This window comes from Nonomuraea indica (assembly GCF_002850745.1).
GTDB lineage: Bacteria > Actinomycetota > Actinomycetes > Streptosporangiales > Streptosporangiaceae > Nonomuraea > Nonomuraea indica.
In genome coordinates, this window is record NZ_KZ559466.1 from 51597 (window position 1) to 72251 (window position 20655).

The following is a 20655-nucleotide window of genomic DNA, read 5'->3' on the forward strand; positions in this document are numbered from 1 at the left end:
GATGGCGCCACCTCCTGTCAAATCCCCTGGGGCGCGCCGCAGAACGGGCGCGTGCGGGCGGCATAGGAGCGGGCGGCCACGAGCAGGCCGATCCCCAGCCCGGCGAACGCCAGCCCGCCGAACGCGATCATCCAGGTCAGGCCGGCGACGGTGAACCCGCCCGACGGCCGGACCGCGGGCAGCACCCCGAGCCCCGCGAGCGCGGCGTACCCGGTCAGCACGCTGCCGTACGCGCCCAGACCGGCGCCCACCAGCCAGGCCGGGACCAGCGGCAGCAGCCGCGGCACCCGCACCCCTGCCAGCAGCACCGTCCACCGCGGGAAGACCACGCCCCACCGGTACATCAGGCCGAGCATGAGGAAGATCGCGAGCATCGCGGCCAGCACGGTGACGTCGACGCCCACCGACGCCAGCGCCCTGGCCAGGCCCGGCGCTGCGGCGTTCGCCTCCTCCCAGCGCCGCGCCGTGACGCCGAGAGCGTCGCCACCCAGGGTCCACACGGTCTTGACGCCCGCCCACGGCAGCACCCCGCACATCAGCAGGAAGACGGCGGCCCGGGTCCGGCCGGTCGCGGCGGAGGGGGCGGGGCGGACGAGCGGGCCCCCGCCCGGGTACCGGTGGCCCCCACCGCAGCGGACGCACACGCCTGCGCGGTGACGGCGTCGCACGATCCAGCAGCGCCCCAGCAGGACGGCCCCGGCCGCGTCGAGCAGCACCTGCGCCAGCCCGGTGGCGCTCTCGACACCGGCGCCGGACAGCAGGGTCACCAGGTGGAGCGGGAGGCTCACCGCGCCCGCGCCGAAGACGGGGACCGCCACGGCCAGCACGCCGGTCGCCACCGCCATGACCGCCCGGCCGCCCCCCTCACCCCTGGCCCCGCCGCTCAGCGGCGTGCGGGCCCTCGGCTCGGCCAGGCAGGCTGCGGCGGACAGGAGCGCCAGCGCGGCGAGGGCGACATGCGCGGCGGGCGGCAGGGCCACCTGCGGCGTCAGCGGCACCGTGGCCCCGGTCGCCGCCCACGCCAGTCGCACGGCCGCGTACGCCGCCGCCCAGGCCACCACGGGAAGTTCCGATCGCGTCCCTCTCATGACCCCGAAGATCGCAGTCGTACGGCCGCCTTTTGATCCCCCGCGCGGGGGAACCCGTTCCCTTCGGCGAGGGAGCGTCATCAGGGCGGCGCGGTGCCGCGTGATGCTCACCCGGCCGGCATCCGGAAGTTACCCAGATCACCACGCAAGGTCATGCAGGATTGTCAGGTTCGGATCACAGCCGGCCCCCGCACCCCCGAGGAGACCCATGTTCCGACGACTCGGCCTCGCCACCACGACCGCGCTGGTGATCCTGGCGGCCACCGCCCCGCCCGCGGCCGCCGCGCCCAGGCCCGTCAACGTCGCCCATCGCGGCGCGTCCGCGTACGCGCCGGAGAACACCGTGGCCGCCTTCGAGCTGGCGGCCGAGCAGGACGCCGACCTGTTCGAGCTGGACGTCCAGGAGACCAGGGACCACCGGCTCGTCCTCGTCCACGACACAACGCTGGCCCGCACCACCGACGCCGAGGAGGTCTTCCCGGACCGGGCGCCGTGGCACGTCGGCGACTTCACGCTGGCCGAGATCCGCCGGCTGGACGCCGGCTCGTGGTTCGGCCCCGCGTACGCGGGCGAGCCGGTGCCCACGCTGGAGGAGGCACTGCGCGCCATGCGGGGCCGCGGGCTCGGCCTGCTGCTGGAGATCAAGGCGCCGCACCTCTACCCGGGCATCGAGTCCCGCGTCGCCGCCGCGCTGCGCCGCCAGCCGCACTGGCTGGCCCCGGGCCGGACGGTGGTGCAGTCGTTCGACTGGCCGTCCATGCGCAGGTTCCACCGGATCCTGCCCCGGGTGCCGGTCGGGCTGCTCGGCACGCCGGCCGTCGCCCAACTGCCGGCGCTGGCGCGCTTCGCCCGCCAGATCAACCCGCCGCACCGCGACGTCACCGCCGCGTACGTCCGGCGGGTGCACGCGCTGCGCATGGAGGTGCACACCTGGACCGTGGACGACCCGGACACCATGCGCCGCATGGCCGGCCTGGGCGTCGACGGCATCATCACCAACCGCCCCGACGTGCTCCGCACGGTCCTCGGCGAGGCCCGCGAGGCGGCCTGACCGGCCCACGCGCCACCGGCGCCGGCGCCCTCGCGATCAGGATCGGCCGTCCCGGAGCGCGGCGCCGCCGACGACCACCGCCCCGCGTGCCCGGCCAGGAACAGCGCGGGCCCGCCCAGGACGGTGAGGGCGGTGCCCGCACTGACGGGGCCGAGCGGGTGCGCGATCGCCAGTTCGTCGCCCACGACCGCGACGATGATCCCGGCCGCGATGGGGATGTGGCCGTAGGCGGGCCAGGACCTCGATCCGCAGTCGCCTCCCCGCGATGACCGTGTCAGGCGGCATACGGCGTGTTGGTTCTGGCCTGGCGCAGGGCGTGCGCCCACCAGGAGAGCTGGTCGAGCATCTTCTTGGCTGCGCCGTTGGCCGCCGTGGCCTCGCGCGGCCGACCGTCCGCGTCGAACTGCTCCCAGGCCGTGGAAAAGCTGACGCTGTCCCGGACCGTGACGGCGTGCAGCTCGGCGAAGACCTGCCGCAGGTGCTCGACCGCGCGCAGGCCGCCGCTGACGCCGCCGTAGGACACGAAGCCGACGGGTTTGGCCTGCCACGGGGTGTAGTGCCAGTCGATGAAGGCCTTGAGGGAGGCCGGGTAGGAGTGGTTGTACTCGGGGGTGACGACGACGAACGCGTCCGCCCGCTCCAGCCGCGCGGCCATGGCCGTCACCTCGGGCGTGGGCCGGCCGGACAGAACGTGCGGAGTCGCGGCGTCGGCAAGGTCCACGAGGTCGACGGACATGTCGGCGTGGGAACGGGCCAGCCCGGTGAACCAGTCGGCCACGGTGGGAGCGAAACGTCCCTCGCGGACGGAACCGACGATGACGACCAGGTTGAGCAGGGCGTGTTCCTTCATGGCGAGGCTTTCCTTCTGGGTACGGGGTACGGCGATGAAGGTACGGGGGGGCGGCGGTGCGCGCATCGGTCGGATGACCAGGTTCGCGGGACGTCGATGACCAGGTAACGCGGCGGATGCGCCGGCGATGCCGTCTTCCTAGCGTCAGGCGCCATGACGCGGATCGAATCTCGTGCTGTTCCTGAACCCGTTTCCGGGCGGCCGGCGCCCACCCTCGCCGTGGTCCTGGCCGGGATGCTCACGCTGTCCATGTCGATGTCCGGGACGAACGTCGCGCTGCCGGACATCGGCGCCGACCTGAGAGCTTCCGGAGCGGCGCTGCAGTGGGTGGTGACCGGATATTTCCTGACCGCATCCAGTTTCATGCTCATCGCCGGGTCGCTGGGTGACCTGTTCGGCCGGCGTCGTGTCTACCGCGCGGGCCTCGGACTCTTCGCGGCCGGGCTGGCGCTGAGCGCTCTCGCGCCCGGCATCTGGCTTCTGGACGCGGCCCGCGCGGCGGCGGGGCTGGGCGCTGCCGGGGTCATGGCCAGCGGCGGCGCTCTGCTCGCGGCGACCTTCGAGGGAGCGGCCAGGGCCAAGGCGTTCGCCGCCTTCGGCACGGTGGGCGGGGTCGGGCTCGCCGCCGGGCCCACCCTGTCGGGACTGCTGGTCAGCGGCCTCGGCTGGCGGGGGACGTTCTGGGTCTTCGCCATCGCGGGGATGCTCATCTGGGCCGGTGCGCGGCTGGTCCCGGAAGCGCGTCCCGCCTCGGAGGCGAAGCCGCGCGTGGACGTGCCCGGCGCGGCCACCTTCATCGCGGCGCTCGCGCTGCTCATGGCGGCCGTGACGCAGGGGCCGCAGAACGGGTGGGGCCATCCGCTGGTGCTCGCCGCGCTCGTGGCCGGGCCGGCGCTGCTGGGGGTGTTCGTCGCGCTCCAGCGCCGGGCGGCCCATCCCGTGCTGGACCTCACCCTGGTGCTCGACCGGCGCTACCTCGCCTGGACGCTGGCGGGGCTGACGGGGGCCATCGGCTTCGCGGGCTCGCTGGCGTACCTGCCGGCCTACTTCCAGGGCGTCGACGGAGCCGGTGCCGGAGAGGCCGGTCTCATGATGCTGCTGCTGACGGGGCCGGTCCTGGTCGCGCCGATGGTGAGCGGGCGGCTGGTCAGCCGGGGCCATCCCGCCCGCGTGGTGATCGGCGTGGCACTCGGCCTGGTGGCGGCCGGCAACGCGTGGCTGACCGTCCTGCGACCCGGCCTCGGCGTCGTCGAGCTCGCGGGCCCGCTGCTGGCCATCGGCGTCGGGACAGGGCTGGCGAACGGCATTGTCGACGGCCAGGCCATGAACCAGGTCGCGCCCGCTCGTTCCGGCATGGCGGCGGGCTTCCTCAACACGGTCAGGGGCGGCGGGCAGGCGATGATGATCGCCGCGTTCGGCTCGGCTCTGCTCAACCTGGTGCAGGCGCGGGTCGGCTCGACGGAGCTGGCCGGGCGGGTGGTGTACGGCGATCTCCGCGGCGGGGACGCCGGCTTCCTGGCCGCGCAGCTCACCGGAGCCTGGCAGACGGTGCTGTGGGTCATCGCCGCGGTCACCGTCGTGATGCTGGTGCTCGTCACCGCCCTGCTGCGCGGGCGTCACCCGGTCATGGGCGCCACGGGCCGCTGACTACTGTGGGTGCGTGCTTGAGGGACGAGACACCGAGATCGCGACGATCGACCGGCTGCTGGCTGCCACCCGTGACGGTGGCAGCCAGAGCCTCGTCGTTCTCGGCGAACCGGGAATCGGCAAATCAGCCCTGCTGGAATACGCCGCGAAGGTCGCGGAGGACACCGGGATGCGGGTGCTGCGCGGCGTCGGCGTCGAGACCGAGAGCCTCCTGCCCTTCGCCGGGCTGCACCTGGTCCTGTCCGGCGTGTTGGACCGCGTCACCCGCCTGCCCGCCGCGCAGTCGGCGGCGCTGGGCACGGCCCTGGGGCTGAGCGAGGGGACCGCGGCCGGCAACCCCTTCGTGACCGGTCTGGCCGTCCTGACCCTGCTGGCCGACCTGGCCGACGAACGACCGCTGCTGTGCCTCATCGACGACGCTCACTGGCTGGACCAGGAGTCGTCCAACGCGCTGCTGTTCAGCGCACGGCGGCTCGGAGCCGAACGCGTCGCCATCGTCTTCGCCGCCCGCGAGGACGGCTTCGCCGCGCCGGGCCTCCCGGAGCTGCGCCTGAGCGGGCTGGACGACGAGGCGGCGGCCAGGGTGCTGGCCCGGCGTGCCGACGACTTGCCGGCGCACACGCGCGAGCTGATCCTGAAGCAGGCCAGGGGCAACCCCTTGGCGCTCGTGGAGCTGCCGACAGCGCAGCGCGACGACGAACGCTACGCCTCGCCGTACGGCATGACGGCCCTTCCCCCGCACAGCCGGCTCCTGCGCACGTTCGCCGGCAACGCCGGAGCCTTGCCGGAAGCCGCGCAGACGCTGCTGCTGACCGCCGCCGCCGACGACACCGGGGACCTGGCCACCGTGCTGGCCGCCGCGGGCCGCTTCGGCGTCCGGCTGGAGGATCTGGAGGACGCCGAAAGCGCGCGCCTCATCCACGTCACCGACGGCCGCGTCGTCTTCCGTCACCCGGTGATCCGTACGGCGGTTTACCAGAGTGCGACCGCAGGCCGGCGCATCGCCGTGCACCGTGCGCTCGCCGACGCCATGGCCGCACGCCGCGACCTGGCCGACCAGCGTGCCTGGCACCTGGCGGCGGCCGGGATCGGCCCTGACGAGCACGCCGCCGAGCTGCTGGAGCGGAGCGCGGAACGTGCCCGCCGTCGCGGCGGCTCCCACGCCGTCGCCGCCGCGTACGAGCGCGCTGCCGCACTGAGCTCCGAGCCCGGGCCGCGCGGCCGCCGCCTGACGCTCGCTGCCCGCGCCGCGGCTGACGCCGGCCGGCTGGACCACGCCGACACTCTGGCGGCCGAGGCGGCCGACCTGCTTTCCGACCCGCTCGACGCCGTCGAAGCGGTACGCGTCAGGGCCGCCATCGCCGACGAACAAGATCGTTCCAAGGCCGCCCACGGCATGCTGGTGGAGTTCGCGCCCGCACTCGCCGAGCGGGCGCCGGACGAGGCCGGCGCGTTGCTCTTCCAGGCCGCGCAGGCGGCCTGGCACGCCGGGGACCAGCAGGCCATCGACACGACCGCCGACCTGGCCAAGTCCCTGGCCCTCCCCCAGAGCGGCCGCATCGCCGCGCTGGCCAGGCTCGCGGCGGGCCAGCACCACCTGGAAGGCGTCGCCGACGGCGCCGCGGCCGTCCGCGAGCTGCTCGCCGGTTCGCCCGAGCCCGGTGAGGTGCTCCGGGAATCGGTACGGCTGGGCTGGTGGCACCTGTTCAACGGCGACCTGCACAACGCCCGCGACCTGGCTGCCGACCTGGAGCGGCAGTGCCGGGACCAGGGCGCCATCGGCGTGCTCTGCCTCGTGCAGATGCTGCTCGCCCGCGCCTGCCTCCTGCTGGGACGGCACCGCGACGCCCTGACCGTCGCCACGGACGGGCTGCGTAATGCCACCGACACCGGCCAGGCCCGCGTCCAGGTCTACATCGCCACGATCCTCGCCCACCTCGACGCCGTCCGGGGCGACGAGGACGCGTGCCGCGAGCACACGGACGAGGCGCTGGCCCGGGGCATCGCCCCCAGCAGCGTGCACGCCGCATGCGCGCTGAGCCTCCTGGACCTCGGGCTGGGCCGGGCGGAGGCCGCGCTGGACCGGCTCGTGACCGTGGCCTCCGCGCCCGACCGTCAGGGAGTCTTCGCCAGCCTGCCCGACCTCGTCGAGGCCGCCGTACGCGCCGGCCAGCCGGAGCAGGCTCGCCAGGCCGCGGCCTGGTACGGGCGTGGCGCCGCCCACAGCCGGCAATCCTGGCATCAGGCGCTGGCGCTGCGCTGTGAGGCCCTGCTCGCCACCGACCCCCAGACAGTCGAGGCCCGCTACGAACGGGCCGTCCGCCTGCACCAGGACGCCTCGGCCTCCCCCTTCGAACTGGCCAGGACCCGGCTGTTGTACGGCGAGTGGCTGCGCCGCGCCCGGCGCGCCACCGATGCCCGCACCCAGCTGCGTGCCGCCCTCCAGGTGTTCGAACAGCTCGGCGCCGTACCCTGGGCCGAACGTGCCAGGACAGAGCTGCGCGCCACAGGAGAGAGCGTCCTGACCCGGGCCGCCCCGGACGTACTGGATCGGCTCACCCCGCAGGAGCTCCACGTCGCCCGGCTTGCCGCCCAGGGCCTGACCAACCGCGACATCGGAGCGCGGCTGTTCATCAGCCCCCGTACCGCGGGTTATCACCTGTCGAACGCCTACCACAAGCTCGGCATCAACTCCCGCACCGAGCTTGCCCGCCTCGCCCTGTAGCCACGACCTGGTCATCCGGCAGATGAAGCGCGGATCCCGGCCTTCGTAGATTCGCGGGGCGACGAAAAACCACCTCACCGGGAGCCTGTCATGAAGGTTCGCATCGTTCTCGACATTCTCTGCTCGTGGTCGTACCTGGGCTTGACCCGTTTCGGACGGGCAGCCGAGCGGTTCCGTGCCGAAGGCGGGCGTGTGGAGGTCGAGTTCCTGCCTTTCCACCTCGATCCCACCGCGTCCCCGGCAGGGATGCCGCTGAAGGAGCGGCTGGTCCAGCGGTTCGGCGCCGCCGTGCTGGACGGGCTGGAGCACATGACCAAGGTGGCGGCGAGCGACGGCCTGCGCCTCGACTACGAGCACGCGATCGCCACCCACACCGGGCAGGCGCACGGGCTCATCGCCGTCGCCTCGGCGCAGGGGCGTGGTGAGCAGATGGCCGAGCGGCTATTCCGTGCCCACTTCACCGACGGGCTCAACGTCGGTGACCCGACCGTGCTCCACAGGCTCGCCGACGAGATCGGTGTGGCCTGGAACGGTGAGGACGCCACCAGCGTGTCGTCGGGGCTCCGACTGGTGCGGGAGCTCGGCGTCACCGGCGTCCCCGTGTTCATCTTCAACGGCGGCGAAGTGCTGAGCGGGGCTCAGAGCGAGGAGGTCTTCCTCGACTCGCTGCGCGGAGCTGAGGCTACCGGCCCGCGAGGGGTCTGAGTGCTCCACTCAGCCGACGAGCCACCTTGCGGTTGATCTCGGCGTCCAGACGGCGGATCCGCGGAGAAGCCAACGGTTATGGCGGGGTTATGCGGGTGGTCGCATGATCTTGTGGTCATCAGGCCCGTCTCGTCGTCGACCACGAAGGATCGCATGAAGAGCCACATCGCGCTCGCAGCCGTCTTGTCCCTGGCCATCAGTCTGATCCCGGGCGGCGCCGCCGGTGCCGCCCCGTCCCCACCGGCGATCAGCTGGATGCCGTGCCCCGAGGATGCGACCGCCGAATGCGGCACGCTGAAGGTGCCCATCGACTGGGACACTCCCGGCGGCGCCACCGTCGACCTGGCGGTGGCCCGGCGCAAGGCCGCCATCCCGGCCACCCGGGTCGGCTCCTTGGTCGTCAACCCCGGCGGGCCGGGCGCCTCCGGTGTCGACTTCGTGGTGCACGGCAGCAGTTACTTCAGCGCCGAGCTTCGCGGCCGCTTCGACATCGTCGGGTTCGACCCACGCGGGGTGGGCCGCAGCCACCCGGTGGTCTGCTCGGCGACCCTGGTGGGTGAACGTCCACACCCGCTCATCAAGAATCAGGCCGACATGGACGCCTGGGTGTCGTTCAACCGGCGGCTGCGGGAGGACTGCCGGGCACGCACCGGGCCGCTGTACGACCGCGTGAGCTCGCTGGACGTCGCGCGTGATGTGGAGGCCCTTCGGATGGCGCTGGGCGACGACAAGCTCACCTACTACGGCGTCTCGCACGGCACCCTGATCGGCCAGGCATACGCCGAGCGCTTCCCGGGCAAGGTCAGGGCGCTCGCGCTCGACTCGAACTTCGACCACAGCGTGAACACCGCGAGCTACCTGAACACCGCGGCCACCCAGACGGCGAGAGCGTTCGACCGGTTCGTCACCTGGTGCGAGGCGACGGCGTCGTGCGCGCTGAACGGCAAGGACATCCGGGCGTTCTGGAGAAGGCTTCTTGAGCGGGCCGACCGCGGGGAGCTCCACGAGCCGGGTCGGCCGGACGTCCCCCTGGGCCCCTACGAGCTGGTGGACACGGCGTTCGCCGGCCTCTACAACCCCAATTGGGCGGAGCTGGCCGAGATGCTGGTGGCAATCGACACCGGCGGCCCGTACCTGTCGGCGAGCGCCGGGAAGGACGAGGAGGTGAGGGTCACCACACCGGTGTTCTGCCAGGACTTCCACCTGCCGGTCGCCGACTACACGCAGTACGCCGCACTCCTGCGACGGCAGGCGGCGCGGGCCAGGGACATGAGGTACAGCCCGCCTGCGCTGGGCCGGATCGCTGGTTGCCTGGGGCAGCCCACGCCCATTCCCAACCCGCAACACCGGCTGCGTGTGGACGCCACCCCGCCCATCCTGCTGGCCTCCTCGCTGCACGACCCCGCCACCGGCTACCAGTGGACCCTCAGCACGGCCGAGCAGATCGGCGCCGAGGCCCGCGTGCTCACCTACGAGGGCTCGGGGCACGGCGTGTACGGCCGGAGCGCATGCACCATCGGCGCGATCGACCGCTACCTGCTCTCGCAGTCGGTCCCGGCCAACGGGATCCGCTGCCCGGAATGACGTCTCCTCAGGCATGGCGATCGGGGGCGAACGTGGCCCTCCGGTGCGCCGAATGTCGGCGGCGACCCATGTCGAGCCGGCCGCTGTGGTGGAGCGAACCCGCGGTCCGGCAGCCTCCCGGCTCCTGGACGACTTCCAGGCCAGAACGCGGATCGAGTCCTGCCGGTCACGCCGGAGCGGGCGCAGGTCGCCCGCCGCGCCCACCGGGACTACGGCAGGGCAGCGGGCACGAAGGCTCTAGGTGACGCCGAAGGCCGCCAGGGTGGCCCAGGTGGTCAGTGTGCCCGCCAGGGCCCCGGCCAGCACCTGGCCCGGGGTGTGGTGGGTGAGCCGGACCCGGGCCCAGCACACCAGGGCCACGACGGCGGCCCCGGCGAGCAGGGTGGGCACGGGCGGCAGGACGTGCGCGAGGACCACGACCGTGCCCGCCGACACGGCGGCGTGGAAGGAGATCTTCCAGCGCAGCGTGATCGGCACCGTGACGGCCAGCGCGACGAGCATCGCGGTCACCGTGGCGACCAGCAGCCGCGGCGCGCCCAGCACCACCAGCAGCACGAGCGCGGCCAGCACGGCGGCCACGGCGGCGAGCAGCGGCCCGGTGCGGCGGGCCCGGTCGACGATGTGGTGCGAGTCGAGCCGCCCCGACCGCACCCCGGCCGCGATGACCGCCGCGGGCACGCCGCCGCACAGCACCGAGGCGAGCAGCCCCCACACGGCGCCGGCCCAGCCCTGGGCGATCAGGCCCACGGCGGGCGGCATGGCGATGACCAGCACCTGCGGCGCCAGCAGGTCGGTCACCTTCGTCGCTAGCTGGTCGGCGGTCATGCGACGAAGATTACGCGATCATGCCTGGCGGCCCGTGCCCAGCGCGCCCGTGCGCGGGGCACGGTGGGATATAAAGGATCGTGGCCGAGATCACCTTGAACCTCCGCCAGCTCCAGGCGTTCGCCGAGGTCGGCTACGAGGTCGCGGGCGGCGGCGGGGCGCACGGCGCGATGACCGCGCTGCGCCGGGTGGTGCCGCTCGACGCCTACGAGTTCGTCGCGTTCGACCCGGCCACCGGCCGCCACCACAGCGTGGTCTCCGACGGCCATCCGCGCATCGACGGCGACGCCGCCGAGGAGTACACCGGGCTCGACGCCTACCGCCGCGCCCTGGCCACCCGCGCCCCGGTGCCGATGCCGGAGCCCGGCACCGAGCGCTACTTCCGCCGCCACCTGGCCCCCTACGGCTGGCGGGCCGGGCTGACCGCGCCGCTGTTCCTGGCCGAGGGCCGCTACACGGGTCTGCTGCACCTGGCGGCCCGCGACCGGTTCCCCGAGCGCACCGGCGAGCTGGTGAGCGCGGTGGCCCCCATGCTCGCCCACGTCACCGACCTGACCCGATGCGTGATCGACCCGGTGGGGCTGCCCAGCGGCTTCCACGCGGTGGCCTTCGACCGGGTCGGCACCCGCCGCGCGGTGCCCGGAGCCGGGGTGTCGGCGACGCTGATGGCGGAGCCGGCGCTGGCGGCGCTGGCCCGGGCGTTCATCGACTCCCGCGAGCTGAGCCGCCACGGGCTGTGGCTCGACGGCGACGGCTGCTGGCACGAGCTACGGCTGGTGCGCGCCGGAGTGGGGTTCCAGGGCTCGGTGCAGGGGGCCGTGGTGGCCGAACGGCCGTGCGCGCTGCCGTACGACCTGACCGTCCGGGAGGTGGACGTGCTCACCCGGGTCGCCGCCGGCGACTCCAACCCGCAGATCGCCGCCGCCCTGGTGCTCAGCGTCCGCACGGTGACGACCCATCTGGAGCACATCTTCGCCAAGCTCGGCTGCGACAGTCGCACCCGGCTCACCACCAAGGCGCTGTCCGAAGGGTTGTGCCGCCTCGACGTCTGATCCGCGCGCACGCTCCGCGGGCCGCCCGCGGGTCGAGCGGCCGGCGGCACGGGTCGGCTCGAACCGGACGGGTCAGCTCCAGCCGGCGGCGTGGGCCAGCTCGAACCAGACGGTGGTCGCGCCGCCGCTGCGACTCAGTCCCCAGCGGTGGCTGAGCGCCTCCAGCAGCGGCAGACCGCGCCCGCCGGTCGCCCGCGGGCCGGTACGGCAGGCGCACGGCGGCTCTTCGGAGCCGGCGTCGGCCACCCACACCCGCACCGCGGCGCCGGAGGTCCGCACGGCCACCGTGAACCAGCCTCCGGCGCCGGAGCGAGAGTGCAGGATCGCGTTGGTGGCCAGTTCGCTGGCCAGCAACGCGCAGTCGTCGTACAGGGGGTGGTCGCGGCCGAGGGCTGCGGCGACGAGCCTGCGCACCCGCGACACCTGCGACGGCAGGCCGGGCAGCCGCACCAGGAGATCGCGCGGCCCGGCCTGCGCGCCACCGGTCTGCGCGCCACCGGTCTGCGGGCCGGACCCGGGATCTCCCGGTGCGGCGGCCGGCTCCACCGGCTGGATGGGTGTGTGCGGACATGGCGGTGTCACGGCGACCTCCCCCGATTCGGGCGACGTTAGGAGACGCGCCAGCCGGCCCCCAAGGTGTCACGAAAAGGTAGGAATGCCCTTTCCCATGGTCACCCGCACGGCGGCCACGGCGGACCGAGTAGTCTGCGGATCGACGCATCGACGAGGAGGGTGCCGGACGTGAGCAGCCTGGAGGCCGTCTGGGTGCAGCCCTACACCGAGCCGGGGGCGGCGGTGGTCACCGGCGTGTTCGACATCCTGCACGTCGGCCACGTGCGCTACCTGGGCGCGGTCGCCGGCCGCGGGCTCCCGCTGGTGGTGGGCATCGAGGACGATCCGCGCGTACGCGCCTGGAAGGGGCCGAGCCGGCCGCTCAACACCGCGGCCGAGCGGGCCGAGGTGATGGCCGCGCTGCGCTTCGTCGCGGGCGTGTTCATCGTCGCCGGCCCGCCCGCGGCGCACGGCCCCGAGGACTACATCGACCTGCTCGCCCCCATGCGGCCGGGCGCGCTCGCGCACACCGCGGGCGACCCCCACGCGGGCGCCAGGCGGACCGCGGCGGCGCTGCTGGGCGCCGAGTGCTGGGAGCTGGAGGCGATCCCGGGCCGCTCCACGACCCGGATCGTCAATGCGGCGGCCAAGGGCTGAATGCTACGGTGATCCTCATGCAGCGCGCCTTCGTCACGACGACGCCGGACCCGTTCCCGGCGCGCTGATCCACGCACCCCGGGCGGACGCCCGGGGGACACGGTCGTTCGCCCTTTCCGAAGGGACACGATCATGAACGACCACCGCAGGCTCGGCCGTGAGCTGGGCATCTTCGACACCGATCCGCTCGTCGGGTCCGGGCTGCCCTTCTGGCTGCCCGCCGGCGCGGCGATCCGCAAGGCCGTCGAGGACTACGTCCACGAGCTCGAACGCCGCCACGGCTACCAGCACGTCAACTCCCCGGTGCTCGGCAAGCGGGAGCTGTACGAGAGATCGGGCCACTGGGCGCACTACGCCGAGGACATGTTCCCGCCCATGCTGCTGGGCGGCGAGGAGTTCGTGCTGCGGCCCAGCCTGTGCCCGCACCACGCGCTCATCTACCGTTCGCGGCAGCGCAGCCACCGTGACCTGCCGCTGCGCGTCGCCGAGCTGGGCGGGATGTACCGCTCGGAGCTGTCGGGAGTGCTCGGCGGGCTGACCAGGGTTCGGGCCGTCCAGCTCAACGACGGCCACGTCTTCTGCGCCCCCGAGCAGGCCGCCGCCGAGGTGTCGGCGGCGCTGGACCTGGTGGAGACCGCGCACGCGCTGCTCGGCGTCCGCGCGGCGCGCTACCGACTGTCGCTGCGGGGGGACGGCGGCAAGTTCGTGGACGACGCGGCCATGTGGGCGCGTGCGGAGGCGGTGCTGCGCGCCGTCCTGGAGGAGCGCGGCCGTCCCTACGACGAGGAACGCGGCGAGGGCGCCTTCTACGGACCGAAGATCGACATCCAGGTCGCCGATCCGGCCGGCCGCGAGTCGACCCTGTCGACCGTCCAGGTGGACTTCTTCCAGCCCGGCCGCTTCGACCTGGGCTACGTGGGCGGCGGCCGCCCGGTCATGGTGCACCGCAGCGTCGTCGGCAGTCTCGAACGCCTGGTCGCGCACCTGATCGAGGTGCACGGCGGCGCGTTTCCCGCCTGGCTGGCACCCGTGCAGGCGGTCGTGCTGCCGGTCTCCGACGCCGAGGTGCCGGCGGCCGAGGGGCTGGTGCGGCGCTGCGTCGCCGCCGGGCTGCGAGCCGAGCTGGCGCCGCCCGCCCGGGGCAGCCTGGGCGCCCGGATCAGGGCCCACCGGCTGGTGCCGTACCAGCTCGTGGTGGGGCCGCGCGAGGTGGCGGCGGGCGACCCGCCGGACGCGGCGCCGGTGCGGCTGCGCGACGGCGGCCAGGCCGGCGTGGTGCCGGTCGAGGAGCTGGCGGCGTGGTCACGCCCGGCCTTCTGACCGGCGCTTCTACAGCCAGTCCCGCTTCTTGAAGGCGGCGTAGAGTCCGACGGAGATGCCGCAGATGAGCAGGGCCGACAGCCAGAATCCCCACGGCTGCCCGGAGCCCGGGTAGGGGACGTTCATCCCGTAGAAGCCGGTGATCAGGGTGGGCACCGCGATGACGGCCGCCCACCCGGTGAGCCGCTTCATGATCTCGTTGAGCCGGAACCCCTGCTGGGCCAGGCGGGTCTCGCGGAGGTTGGCGAGCTGGTCGCGGGTGGAGTCGATCCACTCGTTCGCCCGCAGCACGTGGTCGTAGACGTCCTCGTAGTAGGGGACGAGCTCCGTGCCCACGACCAGGTCCTGCTCGCGGCGGATCAGGGTGCCGAGCACCTCCCGCATGGGCATGACGATCTTGCGGAGCCGGGCGGTGTTCCTGCGCAGCTCGTAGATGGTGCGCTGGAGCGTCCGCCCGTCGATCTGCCTGTCGTCCTCGAACAGGGTCTCCTCCAGGTCGTCGATCCTCTCGTCCAGCTCGTCGACGACGTCGAGGTGGCCGTCGACGACGTAGTCGAGCAGCCCGTGCAGCAGGAACGCCACACCGTGCGCGCCGAGGCGATGATGGGCGGCGTCCCAGCGCCTGACGACCTCGTCGATGTCGAAGCGTTCGCTCTCGCGGACGGTGACGAGGGCGTTGCGGAAGACGAAGACGCTCACCTCCACCGCGTCGAGCCGGCGGTGCTCCAGGCGCACGCCGTAGACGGTGATGAAGAGATGGTTGTCGTAGACGTCGACCTTGGGGCGCTGGTTCTCGGAGACGACGTCCTCGACGGCCAGCTCGTGCAGCCCCAGCTCGGTCTCCAGCAGGGCGAGCTCCCGGCGGTCGGGGGCGCACAGGTCGAGCCAGACGATGTTGGCGGGGTCGCCGGCGTAGCCGGAGATCTCTTCGGCCGGGAAGCCCTCTTTGTCGAGGACCCCGTCGCGATACAGGCGGGTGCGCACCTAGACGAGTCTGGCAAAGCGGATCGCGTTGCGCACGGCCGCTCCCCCCGGATCGTTGTTGAAGTAGACGTAGGCGTCGTCCCAGCCGGCGTCGCGCACCCGCCGGGCCCAGGTGGCGAGCGACGCGCGGCCGTACTCGGGCCGTGGTGTCGCCCGGCCCTCGTGCAGCCGGACGTACCCCCAGCGGGCGGTGCGCCAGAACGGGCTGACCGGCCGGCCGAGCCGGTCGGCCCAGCACAGGGCCGCCCCGCGGGAGGCGAGGACGTCGCGCACCTCGCCGGTCCACCAGGTCGGGTGGCGGAACTCGACCGCCACCCGCACACCGCCCGGGAAGCAGGCCAGGCACCGGTCGAGCGCGCCGGGATCGGCTCTGAGCGTCGGCGGGAGCTGCAGCAGGACGGGGCCGAGCTTCTCCTTCAGCTGCGAGGCGGCCGCCATCAGCCGCGCCACCGGCTCCTCCGGGTCGGCCAGCCGTTTGATGTGGGTGAGATAGCGGCTGGCCTTGACGGCCATGACGAATCCGGCGGGCGTGCGCTCGCGCCAACCGGCGAACGACTCCGGCTTCGGCAGGCGGTAGAACGCGTTGTTGCTCTCGACGGTGGCGAACGTGCCGGCGTACGTCTCCAGCCACAGCCGCTGCGGGACGCCCTCGGGGTACAGAACCCCGCGCCAGTCCCGGTACTGCCAGCCGGAGGTGCCCACCAGCGTCGCCATGAGCTGGGACTACCCGGCGAATGGGCGGATACCCGTCTGTTCGTGCAGTACTGTCACTCCTCGGAGTGCGAGGAGGCGTGATGGGTGGCAACCACGGGCACGGCACGAGCGTGCCCACCTCGCGGCGCGCGGTCGTGGCGACTCTTGCGGTGCTGGTGCCGGTGGCGATCGCCACGGTGGTCATGCTGGTGTGGCTGTGGCCCGCCGGGCAGCAGTCCGACGTGCCGCCGGACGGCGTCTCCCAGCTCGGCGGCACGGTGATCGCCGTGCAGAGCCAGCCGTGCCAGCCGACGCCGGAGGGGATGCCGCCCGCCGACTCCGCCACCTGCGGCGACGCCGTGGTGCGCATCAACGAGGGGTCCGACACGGGCCGCCAGGTGAAGCTGCCGCTGCCGACCGGGCCGGGCGCGCAGCGCTTCGAGGCCGGCGACGACGTGACGCTCATCAAGTTCGACGACCCGGAGCCGGAGAGCACGGGCTACCAGATCTCCGACCACGACCGGGAGTCGCAGCTGTGGCTGTTCGGGCTGGCGTTCGCGCTGGCGGTGATCGCGTTCGGCCGCTGGCGCGGGGTCACGGCGCTGGTGGGCCTGGCGATCACGTTCGTGCTGCTGCTGACGTTCCTGATCCCCGGCATCCTCCAGGGCGAGCCGCCGATGCTGGTGGCCATCGTGGGCGCGGCGGCGATCATGCTGAGCGTGCTGTTCCTGACGCACGGGTTCACGTTGACGACGTCGATGGCCGTGCTCGGCACGCTGTCCAGCCTGACCGTCACCGGCGTGCTGTCGTACGCGTCGATCGGCTTCGCGCGGCTCAGCGGCGTCACCGACGACAGCTCGTTCACGCTCGGCATGAGCATGCCGATCGACACGCAGGGCCTGCTGCTGGCCAGCATCATCATCGGCGCGCTGGGCGTGCTGGACGACGTGACGGTCACGCAGGCCGTCACGGTCACCGAACTCGCGGCGGCCAACCCGTCGTACGGCTTCCGCCGGCTCTACCGGGCCGGCAGCCGGGTCGGGCGTGCCCACATCGCCTCGGTGATCAACACCATCATCCTGGCGTACGCGGGCGCGTCGCTGCCGTTGCTGCTCCTGTTCAGCATCGGCAACCAGCCGCTCGGCGAGGCGCTGGCCACGCCGGTCATCGCGCAGGAGATCGTCCGCAGTGTGGTGGGCACGCTGGGGCTGATCTCGGCGGTGCCGATCACCACGGCGCTCGCGGCGCTGGTGGCGTCCCGGCGTGACCCGGACGGCCACGACGCGCACCAGGATCACGACCCCGGGCACGACCACGATCCCGGGCACGATCCCGGGCGGGAGCATGGGCACGGGCGGGAGTCACGGGGCCGGCACGGCCGGGACGCGGGTCAGCCGGCCTCGACGCTGCCGTCGACGCGCAGCTTGCGGCGGGCCCGCTCGTAGAAGGTCGTGCCGAGCCGCACCACCTTGGCGGCGCCGGGCAGCGCGGTGACCGTGAGACGGTCGCCCGGGCACAGGTGCCCGGCGACGGCGCCGTCGACCTCCACGGCGAGCCGCCCGCTGGTGGGCAGGAGCTCCAGCGTGACCTCCTCGTCCGCGGGGAGCACCAGGGCCCGGTTGAAGACGGAGTGGGCGGCGGCGGGCACGACCAGCACGGCCTCCACCCGGGGCGAGACGATGGGCCCGCCGGCCGAGAAGCTGTAGGCGGTGGACCCCGTGGAGGTGGCCACGATGACGGCGTCGGCGGCGTAGCGGACGAAGGGATGACCGGCCGCGACGACGGCGACGGCGGCCAGCCCCTCACCGGGGATGCGGGCCAGCGCGATGTCGTTGAACGCGGTGACGTCGGCGCCGTCGAGGCAGGTGCGGACGGCCATGCGCGGCTCCACCGTGAAGGCGTGGCTCGTGATGGCCGACAGCGTCGCGGGCAGTTCCCTGACGTCGATCTCGGCCAGGAAGCCGAGCCGGCCGAGGTTGACGCCCAGGACCGGGGTGGACCGGCCGGCGATGAGCCGCATGGTGCGCAGCATGGTGCCGTCGCCGCCGAGGCTCACCAGCAGGTCGGCCCGCCGTACGAGGGCGTCGGCGTCGACGGCCACGGCGCTGCAGTCGATCCGGCCGACCTCCTCGGGCAGCCCGAGCACGGTGGCGCCGCGACCCGCGGCCCAGCTCACGATGGTGTCGATCGCCTCTTTCGAGTCACGCCGCGGGTGCAGCACCAGCCCGACCGTCCCGACCATTCCCATGGGGCCCAGCCTATGGGGCGCGTGGACGGGCGAAGGGCCGCGGCCGTGGTCGGCGCGGCCCTGTGCTGCCGTCGGCTCGTGGATCAGCCCACGTTGTTGATGTTGGTGTTGGTGTTGTTGACGTTGGCGCCGCCGCCACCACCGCCGCCACCGCCACCGCCACCGCCACCGCCGCCGCCACCGCCGCCGCCGCCACCGCCGCCGCCGCCGCCGCCACCGCCGCCGCCACCGCCGCCGCCGCCACCGCCACTCCAGTGGCCACGGTTACGGCACTTCCACGGCTTGTTGTGGTACTTGCACGGATGCGTCGGGTAGTCCGCCGTCGTAGCGGTCGACTTGCTGAGCACGGGCTCCGCGCTGGCAGGCTGAGCCGAGATCGCCGCGGGAGCGACGAAGGCCGAGGCGACCAACGCGCCCGTGGCGACTGCGTTCCTGAACTTGATCATGACAGATGACTCCTTGCCATCGCCGGTGAGTGTGCTGCGGGCAACTGCCCTGACGCGCAACACCAGGTCGAGGCCCGAAAAAGGGCCCGCATGACGGCGGCGCGATCTCTTTCTCACGCTAGGGCGAGCAGACGGAGACAGTCATCCAGGGGAGGCAAAAGTCCAGGTTCGGTCGGATTGCTCTGGAGGGCGGGCACGAAGGGATCACTCCCGCTCGGCTACCGTGCGCGACGGCTCCTGCGGGTGCCGTGATGCCAGGTAAAAACCCTTCTTTCCCGGGGTGAAGTTATCCGGGCATCCCACGGGTCGCCGCCGCGACTTCCCGCCGAAGACCTCGCCACGGCAAAGAGCCCGAGCCGGTCCGCCCCCCTGAGCGAACGCCGCCCCAGGCGGGACCGCGCGACGCCCGTGCGGCGCCGGGCGCGGGACGGGATCTCCGGCCGAGCCGGCGGGCGGGCGAGGGTAAATCATGCTCCACCGCAGGTGGTGACCGGCATGACCCTGCCCGCGACCGGCCGGCGGCTCAGTCGCGGTGCGCCCCGTCGGGCCAGATGACGCGCACCCGGATGCCGCGGGCGCGCGCCTCGGCGACCACGTCGGCGGTGCCGCCGTGCCCGCGGGCGGGCAGGCCGTCCCACACGGCGAACAACTCGTCGGCGTCGTCCAGCAGGTGGCGGCCGGCCGCCATGTGCGCCTCGGAGGTGGACTCGACGAACGGCAGCCGGTGCACCTCGTCGGCATGCCGTACCAGCTCGTCGTAGCCGCCGCGCGCCTCCTCGGGCAGCGCCTCCCGGTAGCGCTGGGCGGGGACCACGGCCTCCAGCGAGCCGCCGAGGTCGAGGACCGCGCGGGCGAAGATCTGGTCGGCCCCGTCCGCCAGGCACGACAGGCCGGTGACGGGGCGCGCCTCCTCGGCCAGGACCGCCCGTAGCTCGGCCTCCACCAGGTCGGCGGTGTCGGGCGGCAGCCCCCGGTGACCGGCGATCGCGATCCGCGTCATGCCCACTCCTACAGCGTCGTGGCGTGCAGTCTTTCGTCGAAGGTGCGTACGGTGACCGTGATCGGGCCCGCGTAGGCCCGGCGGAAGCGCCTGGCGCGCTGGATGACGCGGTCGGAGCCGTAGGCGACTCCGAGGCGCAGGGCGTCGGCGGCCAGGTCGAACGCCTCGTCGTGACGGCCGTTCATGGCCTTGGCGGCGGCCATCTCGGTCATGAGGACGCCGTGCTGCTTGGCGGCGGGCGGGGAGGCGGCCAGCGACTCGGAGAAGGCGCTCTCGGCCTCCGCGGCCCGTCCGAGCCGTACCGAGACCACGGCCCGGTAGCCGGCGAGCTTGGCGTGGTCGAACGGGAAGACCCACGGCCACGGCGGGGTGGCCGCGCGCTCGCCGCGGGTCACGGCGACGTCGGCGACGCGCAGGGCCGCACGGGCGGCGTGGGCGTCATGCCCCGTCGCGTGGGCGAGCGCCTCGATGCTGGACAGCCACGCTCGCGCGATGTGCGGCGGGTCGTCGCCGAGCTCCCGGCGGGCCTGGGCGAGCAGGGCGAGCGCCAGCCCCGGATCGTCGGCCTCCACCTCGAACGCGGCGCGGCTGCCGAGCATGTAGGCGGCCAGCAGCCGGTGACCCGCCCGGCGGGCGCTGTCCACGGCGAGCCGGTAGTAGACGCGGGCGGTGCCGAGGTCGAGCAGGTCGCCGTGGATCCACGCGGCGAACCCGGCCGCCTCGCTGAGCCCGGCGCGTACCTCGTCGGCCAGGCGCGCGTCGATCCCGTGCAGCACGGACCCGGCCAGCTCGACGTGGGCGACGGCGCCGCTCACCAGCTCCCTGGACGGGGTGGCGGCCTCCAGGCGGCGGCGCGCCCCCGTGACGCTCATCAGGGACACGGCGCTGGTCTCGTCCGCCTGCCGGCCCATCCGCGCTGCGGACCTCTCGCCCGCCCGCTCCCCGAAGCGCAGCAGGTGAAGCGGTATCCCGAGCCGGCCGGCGACCTCGCGCACCTGGTCCACGGTGAGCGGCTGGCGACCGCGCAGCACCTTGGAGACCCAGCTCTGGGAGTAGCCGATCACCTCGGCCAGCTGGGTCTGCGTCCAGCCGCGCGCCCTGCGCACCTCCCCGATCAGGGCCGGGACGTCGCACGTGGCGAGCGCGGCGGCGACGGCCGGCGCCGACCAGAAGTGCGGCGGTAAACGGTGGGGTGGCTGGCTCACCATGCCAGGCTATGCGCACCCCG

Annotated in this window: 19 protein-coding genes and 1 pseudogene; 9 read left to right on the forward strand and 11 right to left on the reverse strand. The window is 73.6% G+C overall.

Annotated features, from left to right (window positions below; all coding sequences use genetic code 11):
• Window positions 1-17: 17 nt before the first annotated feature.
• A complete protein-coding gene (locus CXR44_RS00235) occupies window positions 18-1088 on the reverse strand; it encodes a hypothetical protein (protein ID WP_101782795.1) in 1071 nt (356 codons plus the stop codon).
• A 208-nt stretch (window positions 1089-1296) separates the two neighbouring features.
• Between CXR44_RS00235 and CXR44_RS00240 the strand changes: the two genes are divergently transcribed.
• A complete protein-coding gene (locus tag CXR44_RS00240) occupies window positions 1297-2139 on the forward strand; it encodes a glycerophosphodiester phosphodiesterase (protein ID WP_101782796.1) in 843 nt (280 codons plus the stop codon).
• Between the two features lie 95 nt (window positions 2140-2234).
• Here CXR44_RS00240 and CXR44_RS00245 read toward each other — a convergent pair.
• Both CXR44_RS00245 and CXR44_RS00250 read right to left on the reverse strand, forming a co-directional pair.
• Window positions 2235-2465, reverse strand: a pseudogene (locus CXR44_RS00245) (hypothetical protein); the annotation flags it as partial.
• Window positions 2414-2989, reverse strand: a complete 576-nt coding sequence (locus CXR44_RS00250; protein WP_101782797.1) for an NADPH-dependent FMN reductase — start codon at window positions 2987-2989, stop codon at window positions 2414-2416. The pseudogene CXR44_RS00245 and the gene CXR44_RS00250, both read right to left, overlap by 52 nt.
• 153 nt (window positions 2990-3142) lie before the next feature.
• On the opposite strand from CXR44_RS00250, the gene CXR44_RS00255 reads away from it, so the two are divergent.
• The 4 genes from CXR44_RS00255 to CXR44_RS00270 all read left to right on the forward strand — a co-directional run bounded on the left by CXR44_RS00255 (window position 3143) and on the right by CXR44_RS00270 (window position 9650).
• A complete protein-coding gene (locus CXR44_RS00255; RefSeq protein WP_101782798.1) occupies window positions 3143-4636 on the forward strand; it encodes an MFS transporter in 1494 nt (497 codons plus the stop codon).
• A gap of 13 nt (window positions 4637-4649) precedes the next feature.
• On the forward strand, window positions 4650-7361 hold the full coding sequence (locus CXR44_RS00260; RefSeq protein WP_101782799.1) for a helix-turn-helix transcriptional regulator: 2712 nt from the start codon (window positions 4650-4652) through the stop codon (window positions 7359-7361).
• 90 nt (window positions 7362-7451) lie between these two features.
• The gene (locus tag CXR44_RS00265) at window positions 7452-8066 is read left to right on the forward strand and encodes a DsbA family oxidoreductase (RefSeq protein ID WP_101782800.1); all 615 of its coding nucleotides are present in this window, start codon (window positions 7452-7454) and stop codon (window positions 8064-8066) included.
• Window positions 8067-8219: 153 nt separating this feature from the next.
• Window positions 8220-9650 (forward strand): alpha/beta hydrolase, encoded by a 1431-nt coding sequence (locus CXR44_RS00270; protein WP_180903128.1) that lies wholly within the window; start codon window positions 8220-8222, stop codon window positions 9648-9650.
• Between the two features lie 237 nt (window positions 9651-9887).
• Here CXR44_RS00270 and CXR44_RS00275 read toward each other — a convergent pair whose 3' ends face one another.
• Window positions 9888-10475: a phosphatase PAP2 family protein gene (locus tag CXR44_RS00275; protein ID WP_101782802.1), complete on the reverse strand. Its 588-nt coding sequence runs from the start codon at window positions 10473-10475 to the stop codon at window positions 9888-9890.
• A gap of 80 nt (window positions 10476-10555) precedes the next feature.
• Here CXR44_RS00275 and CXR44_RS00280 point away from each other — a divergent pair, with 80 nt between their 5' ends.
• Window positions 10556-11527 carry a helix-turn-helix transcriptional regulator gene (locus tag CXR44_RS00280; RefSeq protein WP_101782803.1) on the forward strand — a complete coding sequence of 324 codons (972 nt, stop codon included), beginning with the start codon at window positions 10556-10558 and terminating at the stop codon, window positions 11525-11527.
• A 72-nt stretch (window positions 11528-11599) separates the two neighbouring features.
• On the opposite strand, the gene CXR44_RS00285 is transcribed toward CXR44_RS00280, so the two are convergent.
• Entirely contained in the window at window positions 11600-12109 is a 510-nt protein-coding gene (locus tag CXR44_RS00285) for an ATP-binding protein (protein ID WP_245898700.1), read from the reverse strand.
• Between the two features lie 159 nt (window positions 12110-12268).
• On the opposite strand from CXR44_RS00285, the gene CXR44_RS00290 reads away from it, so the two are divergent.
• On the forward strand, window positions 12269-12736 hold the full coding sequence (locus CXR44_RS00290) for an adenylyltransferase/cytidyltransferase family protein (protein WP_101782805.1): 468 nt from the start codon (window positions 12269-12271) through the stop codon (window positions 12734-12736).
• Between the two features lie 132 nt (window positions 12737-12868).
• The gene (gene thrS / locus CXR44_RS00295; protein WP_101782806.1) at window positions 12869-14056 is read left to right on the forward strand and encodes a threonine--tRNA ligase; all 1188 of its coding nucleotides are present in this window, start codon (window positions 12869-12871) and stop codon (window positions 14054-14056) included.
• 9 nt (window positions 14057-14065) lie between these two features.
• On the opposite strand, the gene CXR44_RS00300 is transcribed toward thrS, so the two are convergent.
• The gene (locus CXR44_RS00300; protein ID WP_219601611.1) at window positions 14066-15040 is read right to left on the reverse strand and encodes a magnesium transporter CorA family protein; all 975 of its coding nucleotides are present in this window, start codon (window positions 15038-15040) and stop codon (window positions 14066-14068) included.
• Window positions 15041-15754, reverse strand: coding sequence for a DUF72 domain-containing protein (locus CXR44_RS00305; RefSeq protein ID WP_101782807.1), 714 nt, complete (start codon window positions 15752-15754; stop codon window positions 15041-15043).
• An 80-nt stretch (window positions 15755-15834) separates the two neighbouring features.
• Here CXR44_RS00305 and CXR44_RS00310 point away from each other — a divergent pair, with 80 nt between their 5' ends.
• Window positions 15835-17178, forward strand: a complete 1344-nt coding sequence (locus tag CXR44_RS00310) for a YibE/F family protein (protein WP_101782808.1) — start codon at window positions 15835-15837, stop codon at window positions 17176-17178.
• Here CXR44_RS00310 and CXR44_RS00315 read toward each other — a convergent pair.
• The 4 genes from CXR44_RS00315 to CXR44_RS00330 form a co-directional block, all read right to left on the reverse strand.
• Window positions 17124-17981, reverse strand: coding sequence for an NAD(+)/NADH kinase (locus CXR44_RS00315; RefSeq protein WP_101782809.1), 858 nt, complete (start codon window positions 17979-17981; stop codon window positions 17124-17126). The genes CXR44_RS00310 and CXR44_RS00315 overlap by 55 nt on opposite strands.
• Before the next feature lie 83 nt (window positions 17982-18064).
• Window positions 18065-18427 (reverse strand): hypothetical protein, encoded by a 363-nt coding sequence (locus tag CXR44_RS39210; RefSeq protein ID WP_180903129.1) that lies wholly within the window; start codon window positions 18425-18427, stop codon window positions 18065-18067.
• Between the two features lie 523 nt (window positions 18428-18950).
• Window positions 18951-19427, reverse strand: a complete 477-nt coding sequence (locus CXR44_RS00325; RefSeq protein WP_101782811.1) for a hypothetical protein — start codon at window positions 19425-19427, stop codon at window positions 18951-18953.
• An 8-nt stretch (window positions 19428-19435) separates the two neighbouring features.
• Window positions 19436-20635, reverse strand: a complete 1200-nt coding sequence (locus tag CXR44_RS00330; protein ID WP_101782812.1) for a helix-turn-helix domain-containing protein — start codon at window positions 20633-20635, stop codon at window positions 19436-19438.
• Window positions 20636-20655: the final 20 nt, after the last annotated feature.

Bases quoted from the DNA above. Each gene is read 5' to 3' on its own strand.
- CXR44_RS00250 (WP_101782797.1), bottom strand. From the start codon at position 2,989: ATGAAGGAACACGCCCTGCTCAACCTGGTCGTCATCGTCGGTTCCGTC.
- CXR44_RS00270 (WP_180903128.1), top strand. From the start codon at position 8,220: ATGAAGAGCCACATCGCGCTCGCAGCCGTCTTGTCCCTGGCCATCAGT.
- CXR44_RS00325 (WP_101782811.1), bottom strand. From the start codon at position 19,427: ATGACGCGGATCGCGATCGCCGGTCACCGGGGGCTGCCGCCCGACACC.
- CXR44_RS00305 (WP_101782807.1), bottom strand. From the start codon at position 15,754: ATGGCGACGCTGGTGGGCACCTCCGGCTGGCAGTACCGGGACTGGCGC.
- CXR44_RS00240 (WP_101782796.1), top strand. From the start codon at position 1,297: ATGTTCCGACGACTCGGCCTCGCCACCACGACCGCGCTGGTGATCCTG.
- thrS (WP_101782806.1), top strand. From the start codon at position 12,869: ATGAACGACCACCGCAGGCTCGGCCGTGAGCTGGGCATCTTCGACACC.
- CXR44_RS00255 (WP_101782798.1), top strand. From the start codon at position 3,143: ATGACGCGGATCGAATCTCGTGCTGTTCCTGAACCCGTTTCCGGGCGG.
- CXR44_RS39210 (WP_180903129.1), bottom strand. From the start codon at position 18,427: ATGATCAAGTTCAGGAACGCAGTCGCCACGGGCGCGTTGGTCGCCTCG.
- CXR44_RS00310 (WP_101782808.1), top strand. From the start codon at position 15,835: ATGGGTGGCAACCACGGGCACGGCACGAGCGTGCCCACCTCGCGGCGC.
- CXR44_RS00265 (WP_101782800.1), top strand. From the start codon at position 7,452: ATGAAGGTTCGCATCGTTCTCGACATTCTCTGCTCGTGGTCGTACCTG.
- CXR44_RS00235 (WP_101782795.1), bottom strand. From the start codon at position 1,088: ATGAGAGGGACGCGATCGGAACTTCCCGTGGTGGCCTGGGCGGCGGCG.
- CXR44_RS00330 (WP_101782812.1), bottom strand. From the start codon at position 20,635: ATGGTGAGCCAGCCACCCCACCGTTTACCGCCGCACTTCTGGTCGGCG.
- CXR44_RS00315 (WP_101782809.1), bottom strand. From the start codon at position 17,981: ATGGGAATGGTCGGGACGGTCGGGCTGGTGCTGCACCCGCGGCGTGAC.
- CXR44_RS00275 (WP_101782802.1), bottom strand. From the start codon at position 10,475: ATGACCGCCGACCAGCTAGCGACGAAGGTGACCGACCTGCTGGCGCCG.